Annotated in this window: 15 protein-coding genes and 1 pseudogene; 7 read left to right on the forward strand and 9 right to left on the reverse strand. The window is 63.8% G+C overall.

Translation table 11 applies throughout. The features are described from left to right. Nucleotides 1-5: 5 nt before the first annotated feature. The 6 genes from H7F35_RS20160 to H7F35_RS20185 all read right to left on the reverse strand — a co-directional run bounded on the left by H7F35_RS20160 (nucleotide 6) and on the right by H7F35_RS20185 (nucleotide 4,684). Entirely contained in the window at nucleotides 6-320 is a 315-nt protein-coding gene (locus tag H7F35_RS20160) for a succinate dehydrogenase assembly factor 2 (RefSeq protein ID WP_124459479.1), read from the reverse strand. A gap of 20 nt (nucleotides 321-340) precedes the next feature. After that, nucleotides 341-1,042 carry a succinate dehydrogenase iron-sulfur subunit gene (locus H7F35_RS20165; RefSeq protein ID WP_187108365.1) on the reverse strand — a complete coding sequence of 234 codons (702 nt, stop codon included), beginning with the start codon at nucleotides 1,040-1,042 and terminating at the stop codon, nucleotides 341-343. 16 nt (nucleotides 1,043-1,058) lie between these two features. After that, nucleotides 1,059-2,867: a succinate dehydrogenase flavoprotein subunit gene (sdhA, locus tag H7F35_RS20170; RefSeq protein WP_187108366.1), complete on the reverse strand. Its 1,809-nt coding sequence runs from the start codon at nucleotides 2,865-2,867 to the stop codon at nucleotides 1,059-1,061. Between the two features lie 7 nt (nucleotides 2,868-2,874). Next, nucleotides 2,875-3,240, reverse strand: coding sequence for a succinate dehydrogenase, hydrophobic membrane anchor protein (gene sdhD / locus H7F35_RS20175; protein ID WP_093434813.1), 366 nt, complete (start codon nucleotides 3,238-3,240; stop codon nucleotides 2,875-2,877). Between the two features lie 13 nt (nucleotides 3,241-3,253). Continuing rightward, on the reverse strand, nucleotides 3,254-3,700 hold the full coding sequence (gene sdhC, locus H7F35_RS20180; protein WP_187108367.1) for a succinate dehydrogenase, cytochrome b556 subunit: 447 nt from the start codon (nucleotides 3,698-3,700) through the stop codon (nucleotides 3,254-3,256). Nucleotides 3,701-3,925: 225 nt separating this feature from the next. Then, nucleotides 3,926-4,684: a GntR family transcriptional regulator gene (locus H7F35_RS20185; protein ID WP_187108368.1), complete on the reverse strand. Its 759-nt coding sequence runs from the start codon at nucleotides 4,682-4,684 to the stop codon at nucleotides 3,926-3,928. A gap of 184 nt (nucleotides 4,685-4,868) precedes the next feature. Between H7F35_RS20185 and H7F35_RS20190 the strand changes: the two genes are divergently transcribed. The 5 genes from H7F35_RS20190 (at nucleotide 4,869) to H7F35_RS20210 (ending at nucleotide 10,906) form a co-directional block, all read left to right on the forward strand. Beyond that, nucleotides 4,869-5,855, forward strand: a complete 987-nt coding sequence (locus H7F35_RS20190) for a malate dehydrogenase (protein ID WP_187108369.1) — start codon at nucleotides 4,869-4,871, stop codon at nucleotides 5,853-5,855. A gap of 15 nt (nucleotides 5,856-5,870) precedes the next feature. Further along, nucleotides 5,871-6,647 carry a trans-aconitate 2-methyltransferase gene (gene tam, locus H7F35_RS20195; RefSeq protein WP_187108370.1) on the forward strand — a complete coding sequence of 259 codons (777 nt, stop codon included), beginning with the start codon at nucleotides 5,871-5,873 and terminating at the stop codon, nucleotides 6,645-6,647. Next, nucleotides 6,644-7,642 carry an HpcH/HpaI aldolase/citrate lyase family protein gene (locus tag H7F35_RS20200; protein WP_187108371.1) on the forward strand — a complete coding sequence of 333 codons (999 nt, stop codon included), beginning with the start codon at nucleotides 6,644-6,646 and terminating at the stop codon, nucleotides 7,640-7,642. Before tam ends, H7F35_RS20200 begins: the two co-directional genes overlap by 4 nt. A 34-nt stretch (nucleotides 7,643-7,676) precedes the next feature. After that, on the forward strand, nucleotides 7,677-8,240 hold the full coding sequence (locus H7F35_RS20205) for a hypothetical protein (protein WP_187108372.1): 564 nt from the start codon (nucleotides 7,677-7,679) through the stop codon (nucleotides 8,238-8,240). A gap of 80 nt (nucleotides 8,241-8,320) precedes the next feature. Next, a complete protein-coding gene (locus H7F35_RS20210; protein ID WP_187108373.1) occupies nucleotides 8,321-10,906 on the forward strand; it encodes a bifunctional aconitate hydratase 2/2-methylisocitrate dehydratase in 2,586 nt (861 codons plus the stop codon). Between the two features lie 74 nt (nucleotides 10,907-10,980). Here H7F35_RS20210 and H7F35_RS20215 read toward each other — a convergent pair whose 3' ends face one another. Then, nucleotides 10,981-11,841, reverse strand: a complete 861-nt coding sequence (locus H7F35_RS20215) for a hypothetical protein (RefSeq protein WP_187108374.1) — start codon at nucleotides 11,839-11,841, stop codon at nucleotides 10,981-10,983. A 12-nt stretch (nucleotides 11,842-11,853) separates the two neighbouring features. Further along, on the reverse strand, nucleotides 11,854-12,990 hold the full coding sequence (locus H7F35_RS20220) for a DUF2827 domain-containing protein (protein ID WP_187108375.1): 1,137 nt from the start codon (nucleotides 12,988-12,990) through the stop codon (nucleotides 11,854-11,856). Between the two features lie 502 nt (nucleotides 12,991-13,492). Between H7F35_RS20220 and H7F35_RS35155 the strand changes: the two are divergent. Continuing rightward, nucleotides 13,493-15,790: pseudogene (locus tag H7F35_RS35155) on the forward strand (ESPR-type extended signal peptide-containing protein); the annotation flags it as partial. Here H7F35_RS35155 and H7F35_RS35160 read toward each other — a convergent pair. Then, complete coding sequence (locus H7F35_RS35160) at nucleotides 15,772-18,384, reverse strand: hypothetical protein (protein ID WP_410010813.1); 2,613 nt, start codon at nucleotides 18,382-18,384, stop codon at nucleotides 15,772-15,774. The pseudogene H7F35_RS35155 and the gene H7F35_RS35160 sit on opposite strands and share 19 nt — an antisense overlap. On the opposite strand from H7F35_RS35160, the gene H7F35_RS35165 reads away from it, so the two are divergent. Then, nucleotides 18,338-19,498 (forward strand): YadA-like family protein, encoded by a 1,161-nt coding sequence (locus tag H7F35_RS35165; RefSeq protein ID WP_410010798.1) that lies wholly within the window; start codon nucleotides 18,338-18,340, stop codon nucleotides 19,496-19,498. The two genes, H7F35_RS35160 and H7F35_RS35165, sit on opposite strands and share 47 nt — an antisense overlap. The last annotated feature ends 34 nt before the right edge of the window (nucleotides 19,499-19,532 follow it).

Below are 19,532 nucleotides of genomic sequence, written 5' to 3' on the forward strand. Positions count from 1 at the left end.
AGGATTCAGGACGAAGGAGAGATTGCGGGGCGCTGGGCGCCGTCGGTGCGCATCAGCAGCAGCAATGCGACCACCTCGGCCCCGGCCCATTCGGGCTCGGGCTCCTTCCTGCGTAGCAAAAGGTCGAGGAGGTCGTTGTCCGACAGGTCCATCAGTGTCTCCATCGCTCCCGCTTGACCGACGGTCATGTGGGATTCGTGCCGCTCGAAGAAGCGGGCGATGAACAGGTCGTTCTCGAGCAGGCCGCGCCGGCAACGCCATTTCAGCTTGCTCAGCGCACGTTCGCTGAGCGGCTGCAGGAGTTCATCGGCGGTTTGCATGGTGATTTCTTGAAGAAAGGTCAGATGGCGCGACGCACCATCAGTTCCTTGATCTTGCCGATGGCCTTGGTGGGGTTCAGGTTCTTCGGGCACACGTCCACGCAGTTCATGATCGTGTGGCAACGGAACAGGCGGTACGGGTCTTCCAGGTTGTCCAGGCGCTCGGCGGTGGCTTCGTCGCGGCTGTCGGCGATGAAGCGGTAGGCCTGCAGCAGGCCGGCCGGGCCCACGAACTTGTCGGGGTTCCACCAGAAGCTCGGGCAGCTCGTGGAGCAGCTCGCGCACAGGATGCACTCGTACAGGCCGTCGAGCTCTTCGCGCTCTTCGGGCGACTGCAGGCGTTCCTTCTCGGGCGGCACGTTGTCGTTCTGCAGGTACGGCTTGATCGAGTTGTACTGCTTGAAGAACTGCGTCATGTCCACGATCAGGTCGCGAATGACCGGCAGGCCGGGCAGCGGCTTGAGCACCACGGTGCCCTTGAGCGTGTTCATGTTGGTCAGGCAGGCCAGACCGTTCTTGCCGTTGATGTTCATCGCGTCGGAACCGCAGACGCCTTCGCGGCACGAGCGGCGGAACGACAGCGTCGGGTCTTGCGCCTTGAGCTTCATCAGGGCGTCGAGCAGCATGCGTTCGTGGCCGTCGAGTTCGACCTCGATCGTCTGCATGTAAGGCTTGGCGTCCTTGTCCGGGTCGTAGCGGTAGATCTGGAATGTGCGCTTCATCGTATGTTCCTAATTTTTAGAATGTCCGGACCTTCGGGGGCACCGATGCGACCGTCAGGGGTTGCAGCTTGACCGGCTTGTACGAGAGGCGGTTGTCCTGGCTGTACCAGAGCGTGTGCTTCATCCAGTTGGCGTCGTCGCGGCCCAGCGGTGCGACCGGGTCGTCCGAGGGGCGCTCGTAGTCTTCCACCGTGTGGGCGCCGCGGCACTCCTTGCGGGCGGCGGCAGAGACCATGGTGGCCTGCGCCACTTCGATCAGGTTGTCGACTTCCAGCGCTTCGATGCGGGCGGTGTTGAACACCTTGGACTTGTCCTTCAGGCCGATCGCCTTGACGCGCTCGCGCACGGCGGCGATCTTGACCACGCCTTCGTCCATCGAGGCCTGCTTGCGGAACACGGCGGCGTGCTGCTGCATGACGGCGCGGATCTCGCCGGCCACGTCCTGCGCGTATTCGCCGGCGGTGCTGTCTTCGAGTTCGTTCAGGCGTTGCAGCGTGCGGTCGGCAGCGTTGGTCGGCAGCGCCTTGTGTTCCTTGAGCTTGTCGTTGAACTGGACGATGTGGTTGCCCGCCGCGCGGCCGAACACCAGCAGGTCGAGCAGCGAGTTGGTGCCCAGGCGGTTGGCGCCGTGCACGCTCACGCAGGAGCATTCGCCCACGGCGTAGAGGCCGTTCACCACGGCGCTGTTGTCTTCACCCTTCTGGATGACGACCTGGCCGTTGATGTTGGTCGGGATGCCGCCCATCTGGTAGTGGATGGTCGGCACCACCGGAATCGGTTCCTTGGTGACGTCGACGTTGGCGAAGTTGATGCCGATCTCGTAGACCGAAGGCAGCCGCTTGTGGATGGTGTCGGCCCCGAGGTGGTCCAGCTTCATGTGGATGTAGTCCTTGTTGGGACCACAGCCACGGCCTTCCTTGATTTCCTGGTCCATCGAACGCGACACGAAGTCGCGCGGTGCCAGGTCCTTCAGCGTGGGCGCGTAGCGCTCCATGAAGCGTTCGCCGTTGCTGTTGAGCAGGATGGCGCCTTCGCCGCGGCAGCCTTCGGTCAGCAGCACGCCCGCGCCGGCCACGCCGGTCGGGTGGAACTGCCAGAACTCCATGTCCTGCAGCGGGATGCCCGAGCGCGCGGCCATGCCCAGGCCGTCGCCGGTGTTGATGAAGGCGTTGGTGGACGCGCCGAAGATGCGGCCCGCACCGCCGGTGGCCAGCAGCACGGTCTTGGCCTGCAGGATGTGCAGGTCGCCGGTTTCCATCTCGAGGGCGGTCACGCCGACCACGTCGCCTTCGTCGTCACGGATGAGGTCGAGCGCCATCCATTCGACAAAAAACTGGGTGCGGGCTTCGACGTTCTTTTGGTAGAGCGTGTGCAGCATCGCATGGCCGGTGCGGTCGGCCGCGGCGCAGGCGCGCTGCACGGGCTTCTCGCCGTAGTTGGCCGTGTGGCCGCCGAACGGACGCTGGTAGATGGTGCCATCGGGGTTGCGGTCGAACGGCATGCCGAAGTGTTCGAGCTCGTACACGACCTTCGGTGCTTCGCGGCACATGAACTCGATTGCGTCCTGGTCGCCGAGCCAGTCGGAACCCTTGATCGTGTCGTAGAAGTGGTAGTGCCAGTTGTCTTCGCTCATGTTGCCGAGCGAAGCGCCCACGCCACCTTGAGCCGCGACGGTGTGCGAACGGGTCGGGAACACCTTGGAGAGCACGGCCACATTGAGGCCGGCACGTGCGAGTTGCAGCGATGCGCGCATGCCGGAGCCGCCGGCGCCGACGATCACGACGTCGAACTTGCGCTTGGTGATTTGTTCTTTTGTGTAGGTCATGGTGGGGTCAGATCTTCCAAAGCACTTGAATGGCCCAACCCGCACAACCGACAAGCCAGACGATGGTGAAAATTTGCAGGGCGAGGCGAATGCCGACGGGCTGGACGTAGTCCATCCACACGTCGCGCATGCCGACCCACACGTGATAGAGCAGGGCGACGATCACGGAGAAGGTCAGCACCTTCATCCACTGCGCGGCGAAGATGCCGGCCCAGAGGTCGTAGCCGATCGGGCCACGCGAGAAGATCAGCTGTGCGAGCAGGATGATCGTGAAGAGCGCCATCAGGCCGCCCGTGATGCGCTGGCTGAGCCAGTCGCGCAAACCGTAATGTGCGCCGACAACGATGCGCTTGGAGCCGTAATTCACAGACATGGTGGGCTCCTTTTCAGTACAGGCCGAACAGCTTGGCGCCGAGCACCAGGGTGAGCAGGACGCTCAGGGCCAGCGTGGCCACGGCCGAGGTGTGGCCGAATTCCTTTGTCACTGCTGCGTGGCTCACGTCCATCCAGAGGTGACGCAGGCCAGCGATGAAGTGGTGCAGGTAGGCCCAGATTAGTGCCAGCGCAACCAGCTTGAAGAACCAGCCCGGAGCGAAGCCGATGCCGGTATTGAAGGCGGCCTTGAATTTGGCGAACGAGTAATCAGATGACAGCGACGTGTCGAACATCCAGATGATGAACGGCAGCAGCAGGAACATGATCACGCCGCTGACGCGATGCAGGATCGACACGATGCCAGCCGGCGGCAACCGGTAGGTCGGGAGATCGGTGATGAGGTTGATGTTGCGAAATTCGCGACGTGGCGGCCGGGGTGGAGTTGCAAGCTCTGTCATGGGGGGAGGGCTTTCGTGGCTTGGTGGCTTGTTCTGAGAGCGAACGCTTTTGTTTCTTATGCGGAAATGCAAACAACGCAAAATTCTATTGCAATGCACCATCGTGCTGCGGACGCGCTCGCGTCAACGCACCGCTGCAGTCGGATGCTATTGACTTCGTAGCCCATCGCGCGCGTTGTGTGCGCACATTCGCGCAATGGAATTCGACCTTCGTCTGCATCGGGGTCAGCCCAGCTGATTTCTGTAGTGGTGCGTGTCGGTGCGATAGAGCCCGCGGCGCAACTCCATGGGCATGTCATGGTAGGTGTGCGCAACGCGTTCCACACTCAGCAGGGGCATCTGCGGCGCCACGGCGAGCAGTTCGGCCTGTTCGGCATCGGGCAACACGGCGCGAATTTTTTCTTCGGCGCGGACCATGCGCACGCCGAATTCAGTCTCGAACAGCGCGTACATCGGGCCGGGCCAGGCACGCAGCCGCTCGGCCGTGAGGCCCTTGAAGGGGGTGCCGGGCAGCCAGAGGTCTTCCAGGATGGTCGGCACGCCGCCGTATGCGAGCACGCGCCGAACCTGCAGCACCGCGTCGCCCGTGCGCAAGCCGAGGGCGCGCGCCACATCGGCCGAAGCGCGCTGTCGCTTGCAGTCGACGATGGTGCGCACGGCCGGGCCGTCGGTGTTCGCATCGCCCGCATCGGGCACGAGTTTGAGAAAGCGGTACTGCACATGCTGCTCGGCATGCGTGGCGACGAAGGTGCCCTTGCCCTGGCGTCGCACCACGAGGTTTTCGGCGGCAAGCTCGTCGATGGCCTTGCGCACCGTGCCCTGGCTCACCCGGTAGCGCGCGGCCAGGTCCATCTCGCTCGGGATGGGCTCGCCCGGCTTCCATTCACCCGCCTGCAGGCTCTGCAGGATCAAGGTCTTGATCTGCTGGTAGAGCGGACTGAAGGACGGCGTGGCGGGCTCGTCGAGGGCTGTGGGCGTGTTCATGGCAGCGGTGGGGTGCGCCGTGGCGGGGTCTCCGAGGATATCTTATATAAGACATAAGACGAGGCTCATTGAATCGGCTTAAAATGCTGGCCGGTCCCGCGCCGCGGGAAGGTAATCCCCCCGCTGGACCATTGGCGCACCACGAGCGCGCCGACACCGTTTCATCACCTTCTGGAGTCTTCCCATGAGCAAAAAGCCCGTCCGCGTTGCCGTCACCGGTGCCGCCGGTCAAATCGGTTACGCCCTGTTGTTCCGTATCGCTTCCGGCGAAATGCTCGGCAAAGACCAGCCGGTCATCCTGCAACTGCTCGAAATCCCCGACGAGAAGGCCCAGAAGGCGCTCAAAGGTGTGATGATGGAACTCGACGACTGCGCCTTCCCGCTGCTGGCCGGCATGGAAGCCCACGGCGACCCGATGACCGCCTTCAAGGACGCCGACTACGCACTGCTGGTTGGCTCGCGCCCCCGCGGCCCCGGCATGGAACGTGCCGAACTGCTGGCCGTCAACGGCGCCATCTTCACGGCACAAGGCAAGGCACTGAACGCCGTTGCCAGCCGCAACGTCAAGGTGCTGGTGGTCGGCAACCCCGCCAACACCAATGCCTACATCGCCATGAAGAGCGCGCCGGACCTGCCGCGCAAGAACTTCACCGCCATGCTGCGCCTGGACCACAACCGCGCTGCCAGCCAGATCGCTGCCAAGACCGGCAAGGCCGTGGCCGACATTGAAAAGCTCACCGTCTGGGGCAACCACTCGCCCACGATGTACGCCGACTACCGCTTCGCCACCATCAACGGCGAAAGCGTCGCCAAGATGATCAACGACCAGGAATGGAACGCCAACACCTTCCTGCCGACCGTCGGCAAGCGCGGCGCCGCCATCATCGAAGCACGCGGCCTGTCGTCGGCTGCCTCGGCCGCCAACGCTGCCATCGACCACATGCGCGACTGGGCCCTGGGCACCAACGGCAAGTGGGTCACCATGGGCATCCCGTCGGACGGCCAGTACGGCATTCCGAAGGACACGATGTTCGGCTTCCCGGTCACCTGCGAAAACGGTGAGTACGAGCTGGTCGAAGGCCTCGAAATCGACGCATTCAGCCAGGAACGCATCAACAAGACCCTGGAAGAGCTGCAAGGCGAACAAGCCGGCGTTGCTCACCTGATCTAAGCAAGACCCGCCGGCATGCTCGACTGGAATCCCGCGCTCTACCGTCGCTACGAGGACGAGCGCACCCGACCCGCACAGGAACTCCTGGCGCGGGTGCCACTGAGCGAGGCCGCCCGCGTGGTCGACCTCGGTTGTGGGCCGGGCAATTCCACCGAGCTGCTGGTCCATCGGTTTCCGAAGGCGCAAGCCCTCGGGACCGACAACTCCGAAGCCATGCTGGTCAGCGCGCGCGAGCGCCTGCCGCAGGCGCGCTTCGAGTTGAGCGACATCGCGACCTGGGCGCCGCAAGAAGCGCCCGACCTCATTTACGCCAACGCGTCCTTGCAATGGGTGCCGGATCACGAAAAGCTGATTCCGCGCCTGTTCGATGCGCTGGCCCCGGGCGGCGTGCTCGCCGTCCAGATGCCCGACAACCGCCAGGAACCCACGCACCGCCTGATGCGTGCGGTGGCGGCCGAAGCGCCCTGGGCCGAGCCCATTGGCGACGCCGACAAGCTGCGCACGCAGTTGTTCGGCCTGGGCGGTTACTACGACCTGCTGGCGACGCGCGCGGTCCACGTCGACGTCTGGCACACGATCTACCAGCACCCGATGGCGAATGCCGCGGCCATCGTCGAATGGGTGCGTGGTACGGGCCTGAAGCCCTTTGTTGATCGGCTGCCGCCCGACCTGCAGGCGAGCTACCTGGCCGAATACGAACGTCGCGTCGACGAGGCCTATCCGGCCCGCGCCGATGGCAAGCGGCTGCTCGCTTTCCCGCGCATGTTCATCGTGGCGCAAAAGAAAGCATGACCAAAGCAGTCCATCCGGGTGAAGTGCTGCTCGGCGCGCAGGCCGGGGCTGTGACCCTGCCCGTGTGCGACCACTACAGCGGCGTCGAAGCCCGCATGAGGAAAAGCCTGGCGCTGCAGGCCGAGATGGCCGAAGAGTTCGGCGCCTGTGTGTTCGACGTCACCCTCGATTGCGAAGACGGCGCGCCGGTGGGCGGCGAGGCCGAGCATGCCGCCCTCGTCACCGAACTCGCGCTGGCTGCCAAACCCGGCATGCGCGTCGGCGTGCGCGTGCACCCGGTCGACCACCCGGCATTCGCCGGCGACCTGGTCACCATTGCCGGGCGCGCCGGCCATCGCCTCAGCCACCTGATGGTGCCCAAGGTCGAATCGGTGGCCGATGTGTTGCAGGCTGTTGCGGCGCTCGAAGCGGCGGATGCCGATGCGCTGCCGCTGCACGTGCTGATCGAATCGCCGCTCGCCGTGCACAACGCCTTCGAGATCGCCGCGCATCCGCGCGTGCAATCGCTGAGCTTCGGCCTGATGGATTTCGTGTCGGCGCATGCCGGTGCCATTCCCGCCGACGGCATGGGCGCTGCCGGGCAGTTCACCCATCCGCTGGTGGTGCGTGCCAAGCTGGCCATCGCCTCGGCGGCGCACGCCTACGGCAAGGTGCCTTCGCACTGCGTGGTGACCGAGTTCAACAACACTGACGCAATGCGCACTGCGGCCCGCAAGGCGGCCACCGAATTCGGCTACACGCGCATGTGGAGCATCCATCCGAACCAGATCCGTCCCATCCTCGAGGCCTTCGCGCCGGATGAGGCACAGATTCAAATTGCCACACAAATCATTGCAAAAGCCGCAGATGGGGATTGGGCTCCGACACAAATTGATGGCACATTGCACGACCGCGCGAGCTACCGCCATTTCTGGCAGGTTCTGACGCGTGCCCACGCAACAGGGCGCGCGTTGCCCCCCGAGGCGAAAGCCTGGTTTGCATTCGCGGCCTCCTGAAACTCACCGAACCCAGCCTCAAGGAAACCCACACATGAAGAAAATTGCCCTGATCGCCGCTGTTGCTCTGGCACTCCCGCTGGCCGCGATGGCCCAGGACGCAGCCAAGCCGGCGGCCAAGCCCGCCGCCAAGACCACCGCGGCCAAGGCACCCGCCAAGAAGCACCAGGTCACCCGCCGCGCGGCCAAGGCCGTCGAGGAAGTCACGCCGATCAACACCGACACCGATGTGACGCTCAACGAAGCCGACCTGGCCGTGGCCCAGCGCGTGTCCGTCGGCAAGGCCCAGTGCGAACTCGGTGCCGACGTGACCGTCACGCCCGACGAGAAGAAGCCCGGCTTCTTCACCGTGACCACCAAGGGCCTGAAGTACCGCATGCACCCGGTCGAAAGCCGCACCGGTGCCATTCGCCTCGAAGACCCGCGTGCAGGCGCCATGTGGCTGCAATTGGGCAACAAGTCGATGCTGATGAACCAGAAGGCTGGCCTGCGCATCGCTGACGAATGCCAGACCGCCGCTCAGGTCGCGTTTGCCGAAGAAATGAAGAAGAACCCGCCGAAGGCCCTTTTCGAAGGTGCCGACGCGGCCAAGAAGTAAGCGTACCGAACGAAGGGGTGCGGCGCGGCTCTTGCTTGCCGCGTTGCACGCCCGCCAGCCCAGTTTCCGGAGAAAAGAAGATGTTGCAAGCCTACGTTGACCATGTTGCCGAACGCGCCGCGCTCGGTATCCCGCCGCTGCCTTTGAGCGCGAAGCAAACCGCCGAAGCAATCGAGCTCCTCAAGAGCGCGAATGCCAAGGACGGTGCCTTCCTGCTCGATCTGCTCACCTACCGTGTGCCCGCCGGCGTCGATGACGCGGCCAAGGTCAAGGCGAGCTACCTCGCGGCCGTGGCCCATGGCACCGAAAAGAGCGAGTTCATTTCGCGCGCCCGCGCGACCGAACTGCTCGGCACCATGCTCGGCGGCTACAACATCAGCCCCATGATCGACCTGCTCGACGACGCCGAAGTCGGTGCCGTGGCGGCCGAGGGCCTGAAGAAAACCCTGTTGATGTTCGACCAGTTCCACGACGTCAAGGAAAAGGCCGACAAGGGCAACGTCCACGCCAAGGGAGTGCTGCAAAGCTGGGCCGATGCCGAGTGGTTCACCAGCCGTCCCGAAGTGCCGCAAAGCATCACCGTCAGCATCTTCAAGGTGGCTGGCGAAATCAACACCGACGACCTGTCGCCCGCACCCGACGCCACCACGCGTCCCGACATTCCGATGCACGCCCTGGCGATGCACAAGAACGCACGCCCCGGCATCGTTCCCGAAGAAGACGGCAAGCGCGGCCCGGTGAAGTTCATCGAAGACCTGCGCGCGCGCGGCCACCTCGTGGCCTATGCCGGCGACGTGGTCGGCACGGGTTCGTCGCGCAAGAGCGCCACCAACTCGGTGCTGTGGTTCACCGGCGAAGACATTCCCTTCGTGCCGAACAAGCGTTTCGGCGGCGTCTGCCTCGGCGGCAAGATCGCTCCCATCTTCTACAACACGATGGAAGACTCGGGCGCACTGCCCATCGAGCTCGACGTGGCGCAGATGAACATGGGCGACGTGGTCGAGCTGCGTCCCTACGAAGGCAAGGCCCTGAAGGACGGCAAGGTCATCGCCGAATTCCAGGTCAAGAGCGACGTGCTGTTCGACGAAGTGCGCGCCGGCGGCCGCATTCCGCTGATCATCGGCCGTGGCCTCACGACCAAGGCGCGCGAAGCACTGGGCCTGCCCGTCTCGACGCTGTTCCGCCTGCCGACCAGCCCGGTCGACACCAAGAAGGGCTTCTCGCTCGCACAGAAGATGGTCGGCCGCGCATGCGGCCTGCCCGAAGGCACCGGCGTGCGTCCGGGTACCTACTGCGAACCCAAGATGACCTCGGTCGGCTCGCAGGACACCACCGGCCCGATGACGCGCGACGAGCTGAAGGACCTGGCTTGCCTGGGCTTCTCGGCCGACCTCGTGATGCAGTCGTTCTGCCACACGGCGGCGTACCCGAAGAAGGTCGACGTCAAGATGCACCACGAACTCCCCGAGTTCATGGCCAACCGCGGCGGTGTTTCGCTGCGTCCGGGCGACGGCGTGATCCATTCCTGGCTCAATCGCCTGCTGACGCCCGACACCGTCGGCACCGGTGGCGACAGCCACACCCGCTTCCCCATCGGCATCAGCTTCCCGGCCGGCTCGGGCCTCGTGGCCTTCGCGGCCGCCACCGGCGTGATGCCGTTGGACATGCCTGAATCGGTGCTCGTGCGCTTCAAGGGCAAGATGCAGCCCGGCGTCACGCTGCGCGACTTGGTCAACGCGATTCCGCTGTACGCCATCAAGTCGGGTCTGCTGACCGTGGCCAAGCAAGGCAAGAAGAACATCTTCTCGGGCCGCATCCTCGAAATCGAAGGCCTGCCCGACCTGAAGGTCGAACAAGCCTTCGAGCTGAGCGATGCGTCCGCAGAGCGCTCGGCCGCTGGCTGCACGGTGCACCTGAACAAGGAACCGATCATCGAATACATCAACAGCAACATCACGCTGATGAAGTGGATGATTGCCGAAGGCTATGCCGATGCCCGCACGCTGGCGCGCCGCATCGCTGCGCAAGAGGCCTGGCTCAAGGACCCGCAATTGCTCAAGGGCGATGCGGACGCCGACTACGCCGCCGTCATCGAAATCGACCTGGCCGAGATCCACGAACCCATCGTGGCCTGCCCGAACGATCCGGACGACGTGAAGACGCTGAGCGACGTGGCCGGTGCCGTGATCGATGAAGTGTTCATCGGCTCGTGCATGACCAATATCGGTCACTTCCGTGCCGCGTCGAAGCTGCTCGAAGGCAAGCGCGACATTCCGGTCAAGCTGTGGATCGCGCCGCCCACGAAGATGGACGCGCAGCAACTGACTGAAGAAGGCCATTACGGCGTGTTCGGCAATGCCGGTGCCCGCACCGAAATGCCGGGGTGCTCGCTGTGCATGGGCAACCAGGCGCAAGTGCGGGAAGGCGCAACGGTGATGTCGACCAGCACCCGCAACTTCCCGAACCGCCTGGGCAAGAACACGAATGTGTACCTCGGCTCGGCCGAACTCGCCGCCATCTGTTCGCGCCTCGGTCGCATTCCGACCCGGGAAGAGTACATGGCAGCAACGGGTGTGCTCGATGCGTCCAGCGCGCAGATCTACCAGTACCTGAACTTCGACAAGATCGACGACTACAAGGCTGTGGCGGATACGGTCGCGGCCTGATCTTCTTCAGATCGCACCAAGCAAAAAGCCCCGCTCAGGCGGGGCTTTTTTGTGGGCGCTGCCCTCGCGGGGGCTCAAGGGGGCGGAGCGTTCGGCTTCAGATTCTCCCGGCCTGTGAGCACCATGGCGGCGCCAGCGGGGCCGCCGACCGCATAGGGCAACGCAGTCAGCAACGAGTTGGCGAAGTCGCCGCGATACAGCTTGGCGCCCTGGTGCGAGAGGTTGGAGTTGGCATCGATGTAGATCGACTCGCCCAGCCCCGACCACAGGCGGCAGAAGCCGTAGTCTTCGGACAGGTAGCGCCGCGTCACCGGATCGACCATCACGTCGAAAAAGCGGTAGTGCAGCCCGAGGTTCGCTTCGCCGATGCTGTCGGGCACGTAGCTGAGGTCGGGATAGCTGGCCATCAGCCGCTCGAACACCGCACGCTTGATCACCATGAAGCCGGTCGGTGCTTCGTCCATTTTCATGAAGCCGTCGGGCTGGATGTCGAGTTCGACCCGCGAGGTGGCTTCCGAGGCCTTGGCGTTGACGGTATAGCGCGTGAACGTGGCTTCGAACTGCTGCTGTGTCGTGCCCGCAGCCACACCTTCGCTGGGCCAGTTCTCGCGCTTGAGCGGGTAGACGCCGGCAGCAATGTCGTAGCCCGACAGCAGCAGCCGGAAGGCCGCTTGCGCCGAAAAGCCGATGTCGGCGTCGATCCAGAACAGGTGCGTCCAGTGCGGATTGGCCAGAAACTGGGCCACGCAGTTGTTTCGTGCGCGCGTCACCAGGCTCTCTCCCTGGTGGAGCAGCACTTGCAGCCGCATGCCGGCACGCTCGGCTTCGATGGTGAGGTTCAGCATCGACAGCACGTAGTTCTGGAAGAACTTGCCGTCATGGCTGGGCGAGACGACAACGGGGAAGAATCTGCGCAGTTCTGAGGGATCAAGCATGCAGGGCTTCGCTCATGTGGCTGGGCGCTGCATCAGTCCGAGCAGCAGGGTGTTGTAGACCTCGGTGGCCGCCGCGTTGCCGGGCAGGTAGCGGTCGATCAGGTTGCGTTGCCGCTCGCGGTAAGCAAGGGCCTGTGCATCGTGCGTGTCGATGGCTTCGAGCACACGGGCACTGCCTGCGGCCACGTCGTTGTCCTGATAGTAGTAGCCGAGGTCCGCGCACAGGTGCGCGTTGTGCACCAGCGGGTAGCCCTGCCAGCAGGTCTCCAGGTAGAAGTAGTTGAGCGGGTTCTCCCATTGGTGTGAAACCACGATATCGGTGTTCTGCGCCAGGAACACCGGCGTTTCGTGCCGGCCCAGGAACACCGCCTTGTGCTGGCGGACCAGGTCGAGCTGGTTCATCAGCGTGATGAACTCCATGTTCTCCTTGGCCAGCCGCTCTGCGTTGGTGACCTGCAGCAGTGCAATGGCGTCGGGCCGTGCGCGGTAAGACAGTTCGGCAATCAGGATCGGGTAGAGGCAGAACTTCACCACGTTGATGTTCGGCTCCATCACGCTGAGCCGGCGCGGCCCGCTGCGCGGCTGGTAAACGCCGGCGTCAGGCAGCGCGCGGGTGCGCTCGTCGAGAAACACCGGGCTCCACACGAAAGGCACGGCGCGCGCCTCGGCGCGACGCAGCACCTCGAAGTAGGGCTGGCTGATATGGGCCACCTGCGGAACCATCCAGATGTCGTCATAGCGCTGGTTGATGAACAGGTTCTGTCCCCAGAGCGGCCTGTTGAACAGCATCGACTCCATGGCATGCACGTACTCGAAGCCGCAGCAGTACGACACCAGCCGCGCGCCGCGGCGCTTCAGGTAATCGGTTTGCACCGGATCGACCTGGCCGCCGAGCTCGATCAGCACGTCCACGCTGTCCTTGGCCGCCTCGAAGGTCACGGTGGGCCAGCGTGCCTGGTCCCAGGGCAGGGCGGCGGTGATGGGGATGGCCGTGGTGTTGACCAGCACGACCGACGCGACGCCCGGGCAGTGCTTCAGTGCTTCCGCCAGGAACACGGCGTTCTGCTTGATGCCGTTGTTCCACAGCGTCTCGGCCTCGTGATGCAGGCCAATGGTGATGCCAATGCGGAGCCTGGTGGAGGAAGGCATTTTTAATTGGTTTCCAGAATGTTAATTAATACCGAAGGCGAAGAAAAAGCCTTTTCTGGGCGAGCAATTCATTGATTGTTTTGTGACTAATTACCTGAATTTAAGCACTTTCACTCTCGGCATATGCACAGGGAGAGATTCTGCCAATCGACGAATAAGAGGTGAAAAGCATGGCAAAGGCGACTTTACTGGTGATTTTGCGTGACAAATGCCCGCTTTCAAGTCTGTCGGGATTCTAGGTGGCGACGCTCTTTCGTGGTCCGACAACAACTCGCCGGAAACGATCTACACACTCTTATTTAATTTTTGTGAACTAAATCATCCGGTCAAATATTCCCTGATGTTGCATTGCGCCATGAATGTAAACAGCTCTGTACATTCCATCGTTCTTGCAAATGACCGCCGCGTGGCGGATGTCTTTCGCGACGGATTCTGAGCCAGGGAAGTCGCGTTTCTTGCCGATCTGTACCTGGCTGCCTCTACCGTGAACTGAGTTGAACAAATGAATAAGTCTTACAGAAGCGTATGGAACGAAGCCCTGGGCGCATGGGTGGCCATCGCTGAAATCGCTTCGGCTCGCGGCAAGCGCAGTAGCAATGTGCGCCTTGCTGACGGGCCCGAAGCCGGTGGCTTGGCCACGGTTCCTGGGTTTGCGCTGAGGTTGGTGGCCAGCGTCGTGCTTGGTCTTCCGGCTGTGTTCATGGGTGGCGAGGTCCAGGCTCAGACGCTGGGGAACGGGGGATTGACCCTGTGCCAGCCGCAAAGCCCGAGTACTAACACTAACAACTTTGGCGCTGGCCCCAAGGGGACTACCCAAAGCATCAGTTGCACGGGTAATCCAACCCTGTCTTTCTTCCTCGGAAACTCCGCGAGCGATACAGGCGGGAACGGTTTTTCGTCGGCGACGGCTGCGGTTTATGGCTCCTTGGGTGGACAACTGACGCTGAAGGGCGTCAGCGTCCTCATTCAGGGACCGACAACCATCACGGGCACCCTCAACATGTCCGGCCAGCAGATCAACAGTCTTGCTGCGGGCACTGCACTCACCGATGCAGTCAATGTCAGTCAGCTCAACGCCCTGTCGACGTCCGCGTCGACCGGCCTGAGCACCGCGACGAGCAGCATCGGTAGCCTGTCAACTTCGACTTCAACCGGCCTGAGCACGGCGACGAGCGGCATCAACAGTCTGTCGACTTCGACTTCCACGGGCCTGAGCACCGCGACAAGCCGTATCGGCAGCCTGTCGACTTCGACCTCGACTGGCCTGAGTACGGCAACCAGCAGCATCGGGAGCCTGTCGACTTCGACGTCCACGGGCCTGAGTACGACGAACAGCAGCGTCGCCAGCTTGTCGACGTCGACCTCGACCGGTCTGAGCACGGCGACGAGCAGCATCAGCAGTCTGTCGACTTCGACATCCACCGGGATCAGCAGCCTGTCGACTTCGACGTCCACTGGCCTGAGCACGGCGACCAGCAGCATTGGCAGCTTGTCGACGTCGACTTCGACCGGTCTGAGCACGGCGACGAGCAGCATCAGCAGTCTGTCGACTTCGACATCCACCGGGATCAGCAGCCTGTCGACCTCGACGTCCACTGGCCTGAGCACGGCGACCAGCAGCATCGGCAGCTTGTCGACGTCAACTTCGACCGGTCTGAGCACGGCGACGAGCAGCATCAGCAGTCTTTCGACGGGGCTGAGCACGACCAACAGCACCGTCAGCAGTCTTTCGACCGGCTTGAGCACGTCCGCGAGCGGCATCACAAGCCTGTCCACAGGTCTGAGCACGACCAACAGCAGCGTTGCGAGCTTGTCGACTTCGACGTCCACTGGCCTGAGCACGGCGACCAGCAGCATTGGCAGCTTGTCGACGTCGACTTCGACCGGTCTGAGCACTGCGACGAGCAGCATTGGTAGCCTGTCGACCTCGGCTTCCACTGGGATCAGCAGCCTGTCGACGTCGACCTCGACCGGCCTGAGCACCGCGACGAGCAGCATCAGCAGCCTGTCGACTTCGGCTTCGACCGGGATCAGCAGCCTGTCGACTTCGGCTTCGACCGGGATCAGCAGCCTGTCGACTTCGACCTCGACGGGCCTGAGCACGGCGACCAGCAGCATTGGCAGCTTGTCGACGTCAACTTCGACCGGTCTGAGCACGGCGACCAGCAGCATCAGCAGCCTGTCGACCTCGGCTTCCACCGGGATCAGCAGCCTGTCGACTTCGACGTCGACTGGCCTGAGCACGGCGACCAGCAGCATTGGCAGCTTGTCGACGTCGACTTCGACCGGCCTGAGCACGGCGACGAGCAGCATTGGTAGCCTGTCGACTTCGGCTTCCACTGGGATCAGCAGCCTGTCGACCTCGACGTCCACTGGCCTGAGCACGACCAACAGCAGTGTCGCCAGCTTGTCGACTTCCACCTCGACTGGCTTGAGCACCGCGACGAGCAGCATCAACAGCCTGTCGACCTCGGCTTCGACCGGGATCAGCAGCCTGTCGACTTCGACGTCCACTGGCCTGAGCACGGCGACCAGCAGCATTGGCAGCTTGTCGACGTCGACCTCGACCGGCCTGAGCACCGCGACGAGTGGCATCGGCAGCCTGTCCACGGGCCTGAGCACCGCAAACAGCAGCATCGGTAGCTTGTCGACCGGACTTGCCAACTCGGTGCAGTACGACGACGCATCCCACACGAAGGTGACCCTGGGCGGTGTCGGGGCGACCACGCCGGTAGTTCTCACGAACGTTGCGCCAGGTGTGAACCCGACCGACGCGGTGAACTACAGCCAGTTGACCTCGCTGTCGACGACGTTCTCCAGTGGGATCTTGAGCCTGTCCACCGGCCTGAGCACCACCAACAGCAGCGTTGCCAGCTTGTCGACGTCAACTTCGACGGGTCTGAGCACGGCGACGAGCAGCATCGACAGCCTTTCGACTTCGACATCCACTGGTCTGAGCACGGCAACGAGCAGCATCAGCAGCTTGTCGACCTCGACTTCGACCGGTCTGAGCACGGCGACGAGCAGCATCGGTAGCCTGTCGACGTCGACCTCGACCGGTCTGAGCACGGCGACGAGCAGCATCGGTAGCCTGTCGACCTCGACTTCGACCGGTCTGAGCACGGCAACGAGCAGCATCAGCAGCTTGTCGACCTCGACTTCGACCGGTCTGAGCACGGCAACCAGCAGCATTGGTAGCCTCTCGACTTCGACCTCGACGGGTCTGAGCACCGCGACCAGCAGCATCAGCAGCCTGTCGACCTCGACCTCGACTGGCCTGAGCACGGCAACCAGCAGCATTGGTAGCCTCTCGACTTCGACCTCGACGGGCCTGAGCACGGCAACCAGCAGCATCGGCAGCCTGTCGACGTCGACTTCGACGGGTCTGAGCACGGCGACGAGCAGCATCAGCAGCCTGTCGACCTCGACCTCGACTGGCCTGAGCACGGCGACGAGCAGCATCGGTAGCCTGTCGACGTCCACTTCCACTGGCCTGAGCACGGCGACGAGCAGCATCGGCAGCCTGTCGACCTCGACTTCGACCGGCTTGAGCACGGCAACGAGCAGCATCAGCAGCTTGTCGACCTCGACGTCGACTGGCCTGAGCACGGCAACGAGCAGTATCAGCAGCCTGTCGACGTCGACCTCGACGGGTCTGAGCACCGCGACCAGCAGCATCGGCAGCCTCTCGACTTCGACATCCACTGGTCTGAGCACGGCGACGAGCAGCATTGGTAGCCTGTCGACGTCGACCTCGACGGGCCTGAGCACAGCGACGAGCAGCATCAGCAGCCTTTCGACGTCCACTTCCACTGGTCTGAGCACGGCAACGAGCAGCATCAGCAGCCTGTCGACCTCGACGTCGACCGGTCTGAGCACGGCAACGAGCAGTATCAGCAGCCTGTCGACGTCGACCTCGACGGGTCTGAGCACCGCGACCAGCAGCATCAGCAGCCTGTCGACCTCGACATCGACTGGCCTGAGCACGGCAACCAGCAGCATTGGTAGCCTCTCGACTTCGACCTCGACGGGCCTGAGCACGGCGACGAGCAGCATTGGCAGCCTTTCGACGTCGACCTCGACTGGCCTGAGTACGGCGACCAGCAGCATCGGCAGCCTGTCGACTTCGACCTCGACTGGCCTGAGCACGGCAACGAGCAGCATCAGCAGCTTGTCGACCTCGACTTCGACGGGTCTGAGCACGGCAACGAGCAGCATCAGCAGCTTGTCGACCTCGACGTCGACTGGCCTGAGCACGGCAACGAGCAGTATCAGCAGCCTTTCGACGTCGACCTCGACCGGCCTGAGCACAGCGACTAGCAGCATCGGTAGCCTGTCGACCTCGACCTCGACGGGTCTGAGCACGGCAACGAGCAGTATCAGCAGCCTGTCGACGTCGACCTCGACGGGTCTGAGCACCGCGACCAGCAGCATCGGCAGCTTGTCGACCTCGACTTCGACCGGCTTGAGCACGGCAACGAGCAGCATCAGCAGCCTGTCGACCTCGACATCGACAGGCCTGAGCACGGCAACCAGCAGCATCGGCAGCCTCTCGACTTCGACATCCACTGGTCTGAGCACGGCGACCAGCAGCATCAGCAGCCTGTCGACGTCGACCTCGACCGGTCTGAGCACGGCGACCAGCAGCATCAGCAGCCTGTCGACGTCGACCTCGACGGGTCTGAGCACGGCGACTAGCAGCATCGGCAGCCTGTCGACGTCCACTTCCACTGGCCTGAGCACGGCAACGAGCAGTATCAGCAGCCTGTCGACGTCGACCTCGACGGGTCTGAGCACCGCGACCAGCAGCATCGGCAGCTTGTCGACCTCGACTTCGACCGGCTTGAGCACGGCAACGAGCAGCATCAGCAGCCTGTCGACCTCGACGTCGACCGGTCTGAGCACGGCGACCAGCAGCATCGGCAGCCTTTCGACGTCAACCTCGACCGGTCTGAGCACGGCGACGAGCAGCATCAGCAGCCTGTCGACGTCGACCTCGACTGGCCTGAGCACCGCAACGAGCAGCATCAGCAGCCTGTCGACCTCGACGTCGACTGGCCTGAGCACGGCGACGAGCAGCATTGGCAGCCTTTCGACGTCGACCTCGACTGGCCTGAGTACGGCGACCAGCAGCATCGGCAGCCTGTCGACTTCGACCTCGACTGGCCTGAGCACGGCAACGAGCAGCATCAGCAGCTTGTCGACCTCGACTTCGACGGGTCTGAGCACGGCGACGAGCAGCATCGGCAGCCTGTCCACCGCCCTGAGCACGACGACAAGCGGCATCGCCAGCCTGTCGACGTCGACTTCGACGGGCCTGAGCACCGCGACCAGCAGCATCAGCAGCTTGTCGACCTCGACTTCGACCGGCCTGAGCACCGCGACGAGCGGCATCGGCAGCCTGTCCACTGGTCTGAGCACGGCCACCAGCAACGTCAGCAGCCTGAGCACGGCGGTCAACGATATCAACACCAAGGGTGCGAAGTACTTCCATGCCAACTCGACAGCCCCGGATTCCGTGGCCAGTGGGCAGGATTCGGTGGCGATCGGCCCGCAATCGGTGGCCAGCGGCGCCAACTCCTTCGCTGCCGGCAACGGCGCGAAGGCCACGGCCGACGGCGCGGTGGCGATCGGCTTCGGTGCCCAGGCGACGGGTGCCAATGCCATCGCGATCGGTACGGGGGCGCTTGCCACCGGCTCGCAGGCCTTCGGTGCCGACTCCCGTGCAGGCGGTGGTGGCGTGGCCTTCGGTGACAACGCCGACGCCGGCGGCACGCCGCTGAGCAAGGCGCAGAACGTCTCCCAGGGCACGGCCATCGGCTTCGGCGCGGTGGTCACGCAAAGCGGCGGTGTGGCGCTGGGTGCGAACTCGGTGGCCTCCAGGGCTGCGGGCGTGGCCGGCTACGTGCCGGGCAATGCGACGGCAGACCAGCAGGCCGCCATCGCAGCGACCACCAGCACGCAGGCCGCGGTCTCGGTGGGCGATGCCAACAGCAACCAGTTCCGCCAGATCACGGGCGTGGCGGCAGGCTCGGCCGACAGCGACGCGACCAACGTGGCGCAGTTGAAGGCAGCGTCGAATGCCTCAAAGGCCGGCAGCATCCAGTACGCGACCAATCCGGACGGCTCGGTCAACTACAACCAGGTCAACCTGGGCAACGGTGTACCGGGTGGCACGCGCATCAGCAACGTGGCACCAGGCATCCAGCCGGGCGACGCGGTCAACGTCGGGCAGCTCAACCAGGTGCAAAGCCAGGTGGGTGAGGTGGCGCGCATTGCCTACTCGGGCTCGGCGATGGCCTTCGCGATGTCTGGGACCTATCTGCCAACGCTGTACCCCGGAGAAAAGACAGTCGGTGTTGGCCTGGGCTCGTACAAGGGCTACAGCGCGGTGGCGCTGACCTTCAAGGCGCTGTCGGACGACGGCAAGATGTCCTGGGGCGCGGGCCTGTCGACCACGGGCAAGGAGTGGGGCATCAACGCCGGTATCGGCTGGAAGTGGAAGTAATCGACATTTGCTGCCGCTGACCCGATCACCGGAT

Source organism: Variovorax sp. PAMC26660, assembly GCF_014302995.1.
Taxonomy (GTDB): domain Bacteria; phylum Pseudomonadota; class Gammaproteobacteria; order Burkholderiales; family Burkholderiaceae_C; genus Variovorax.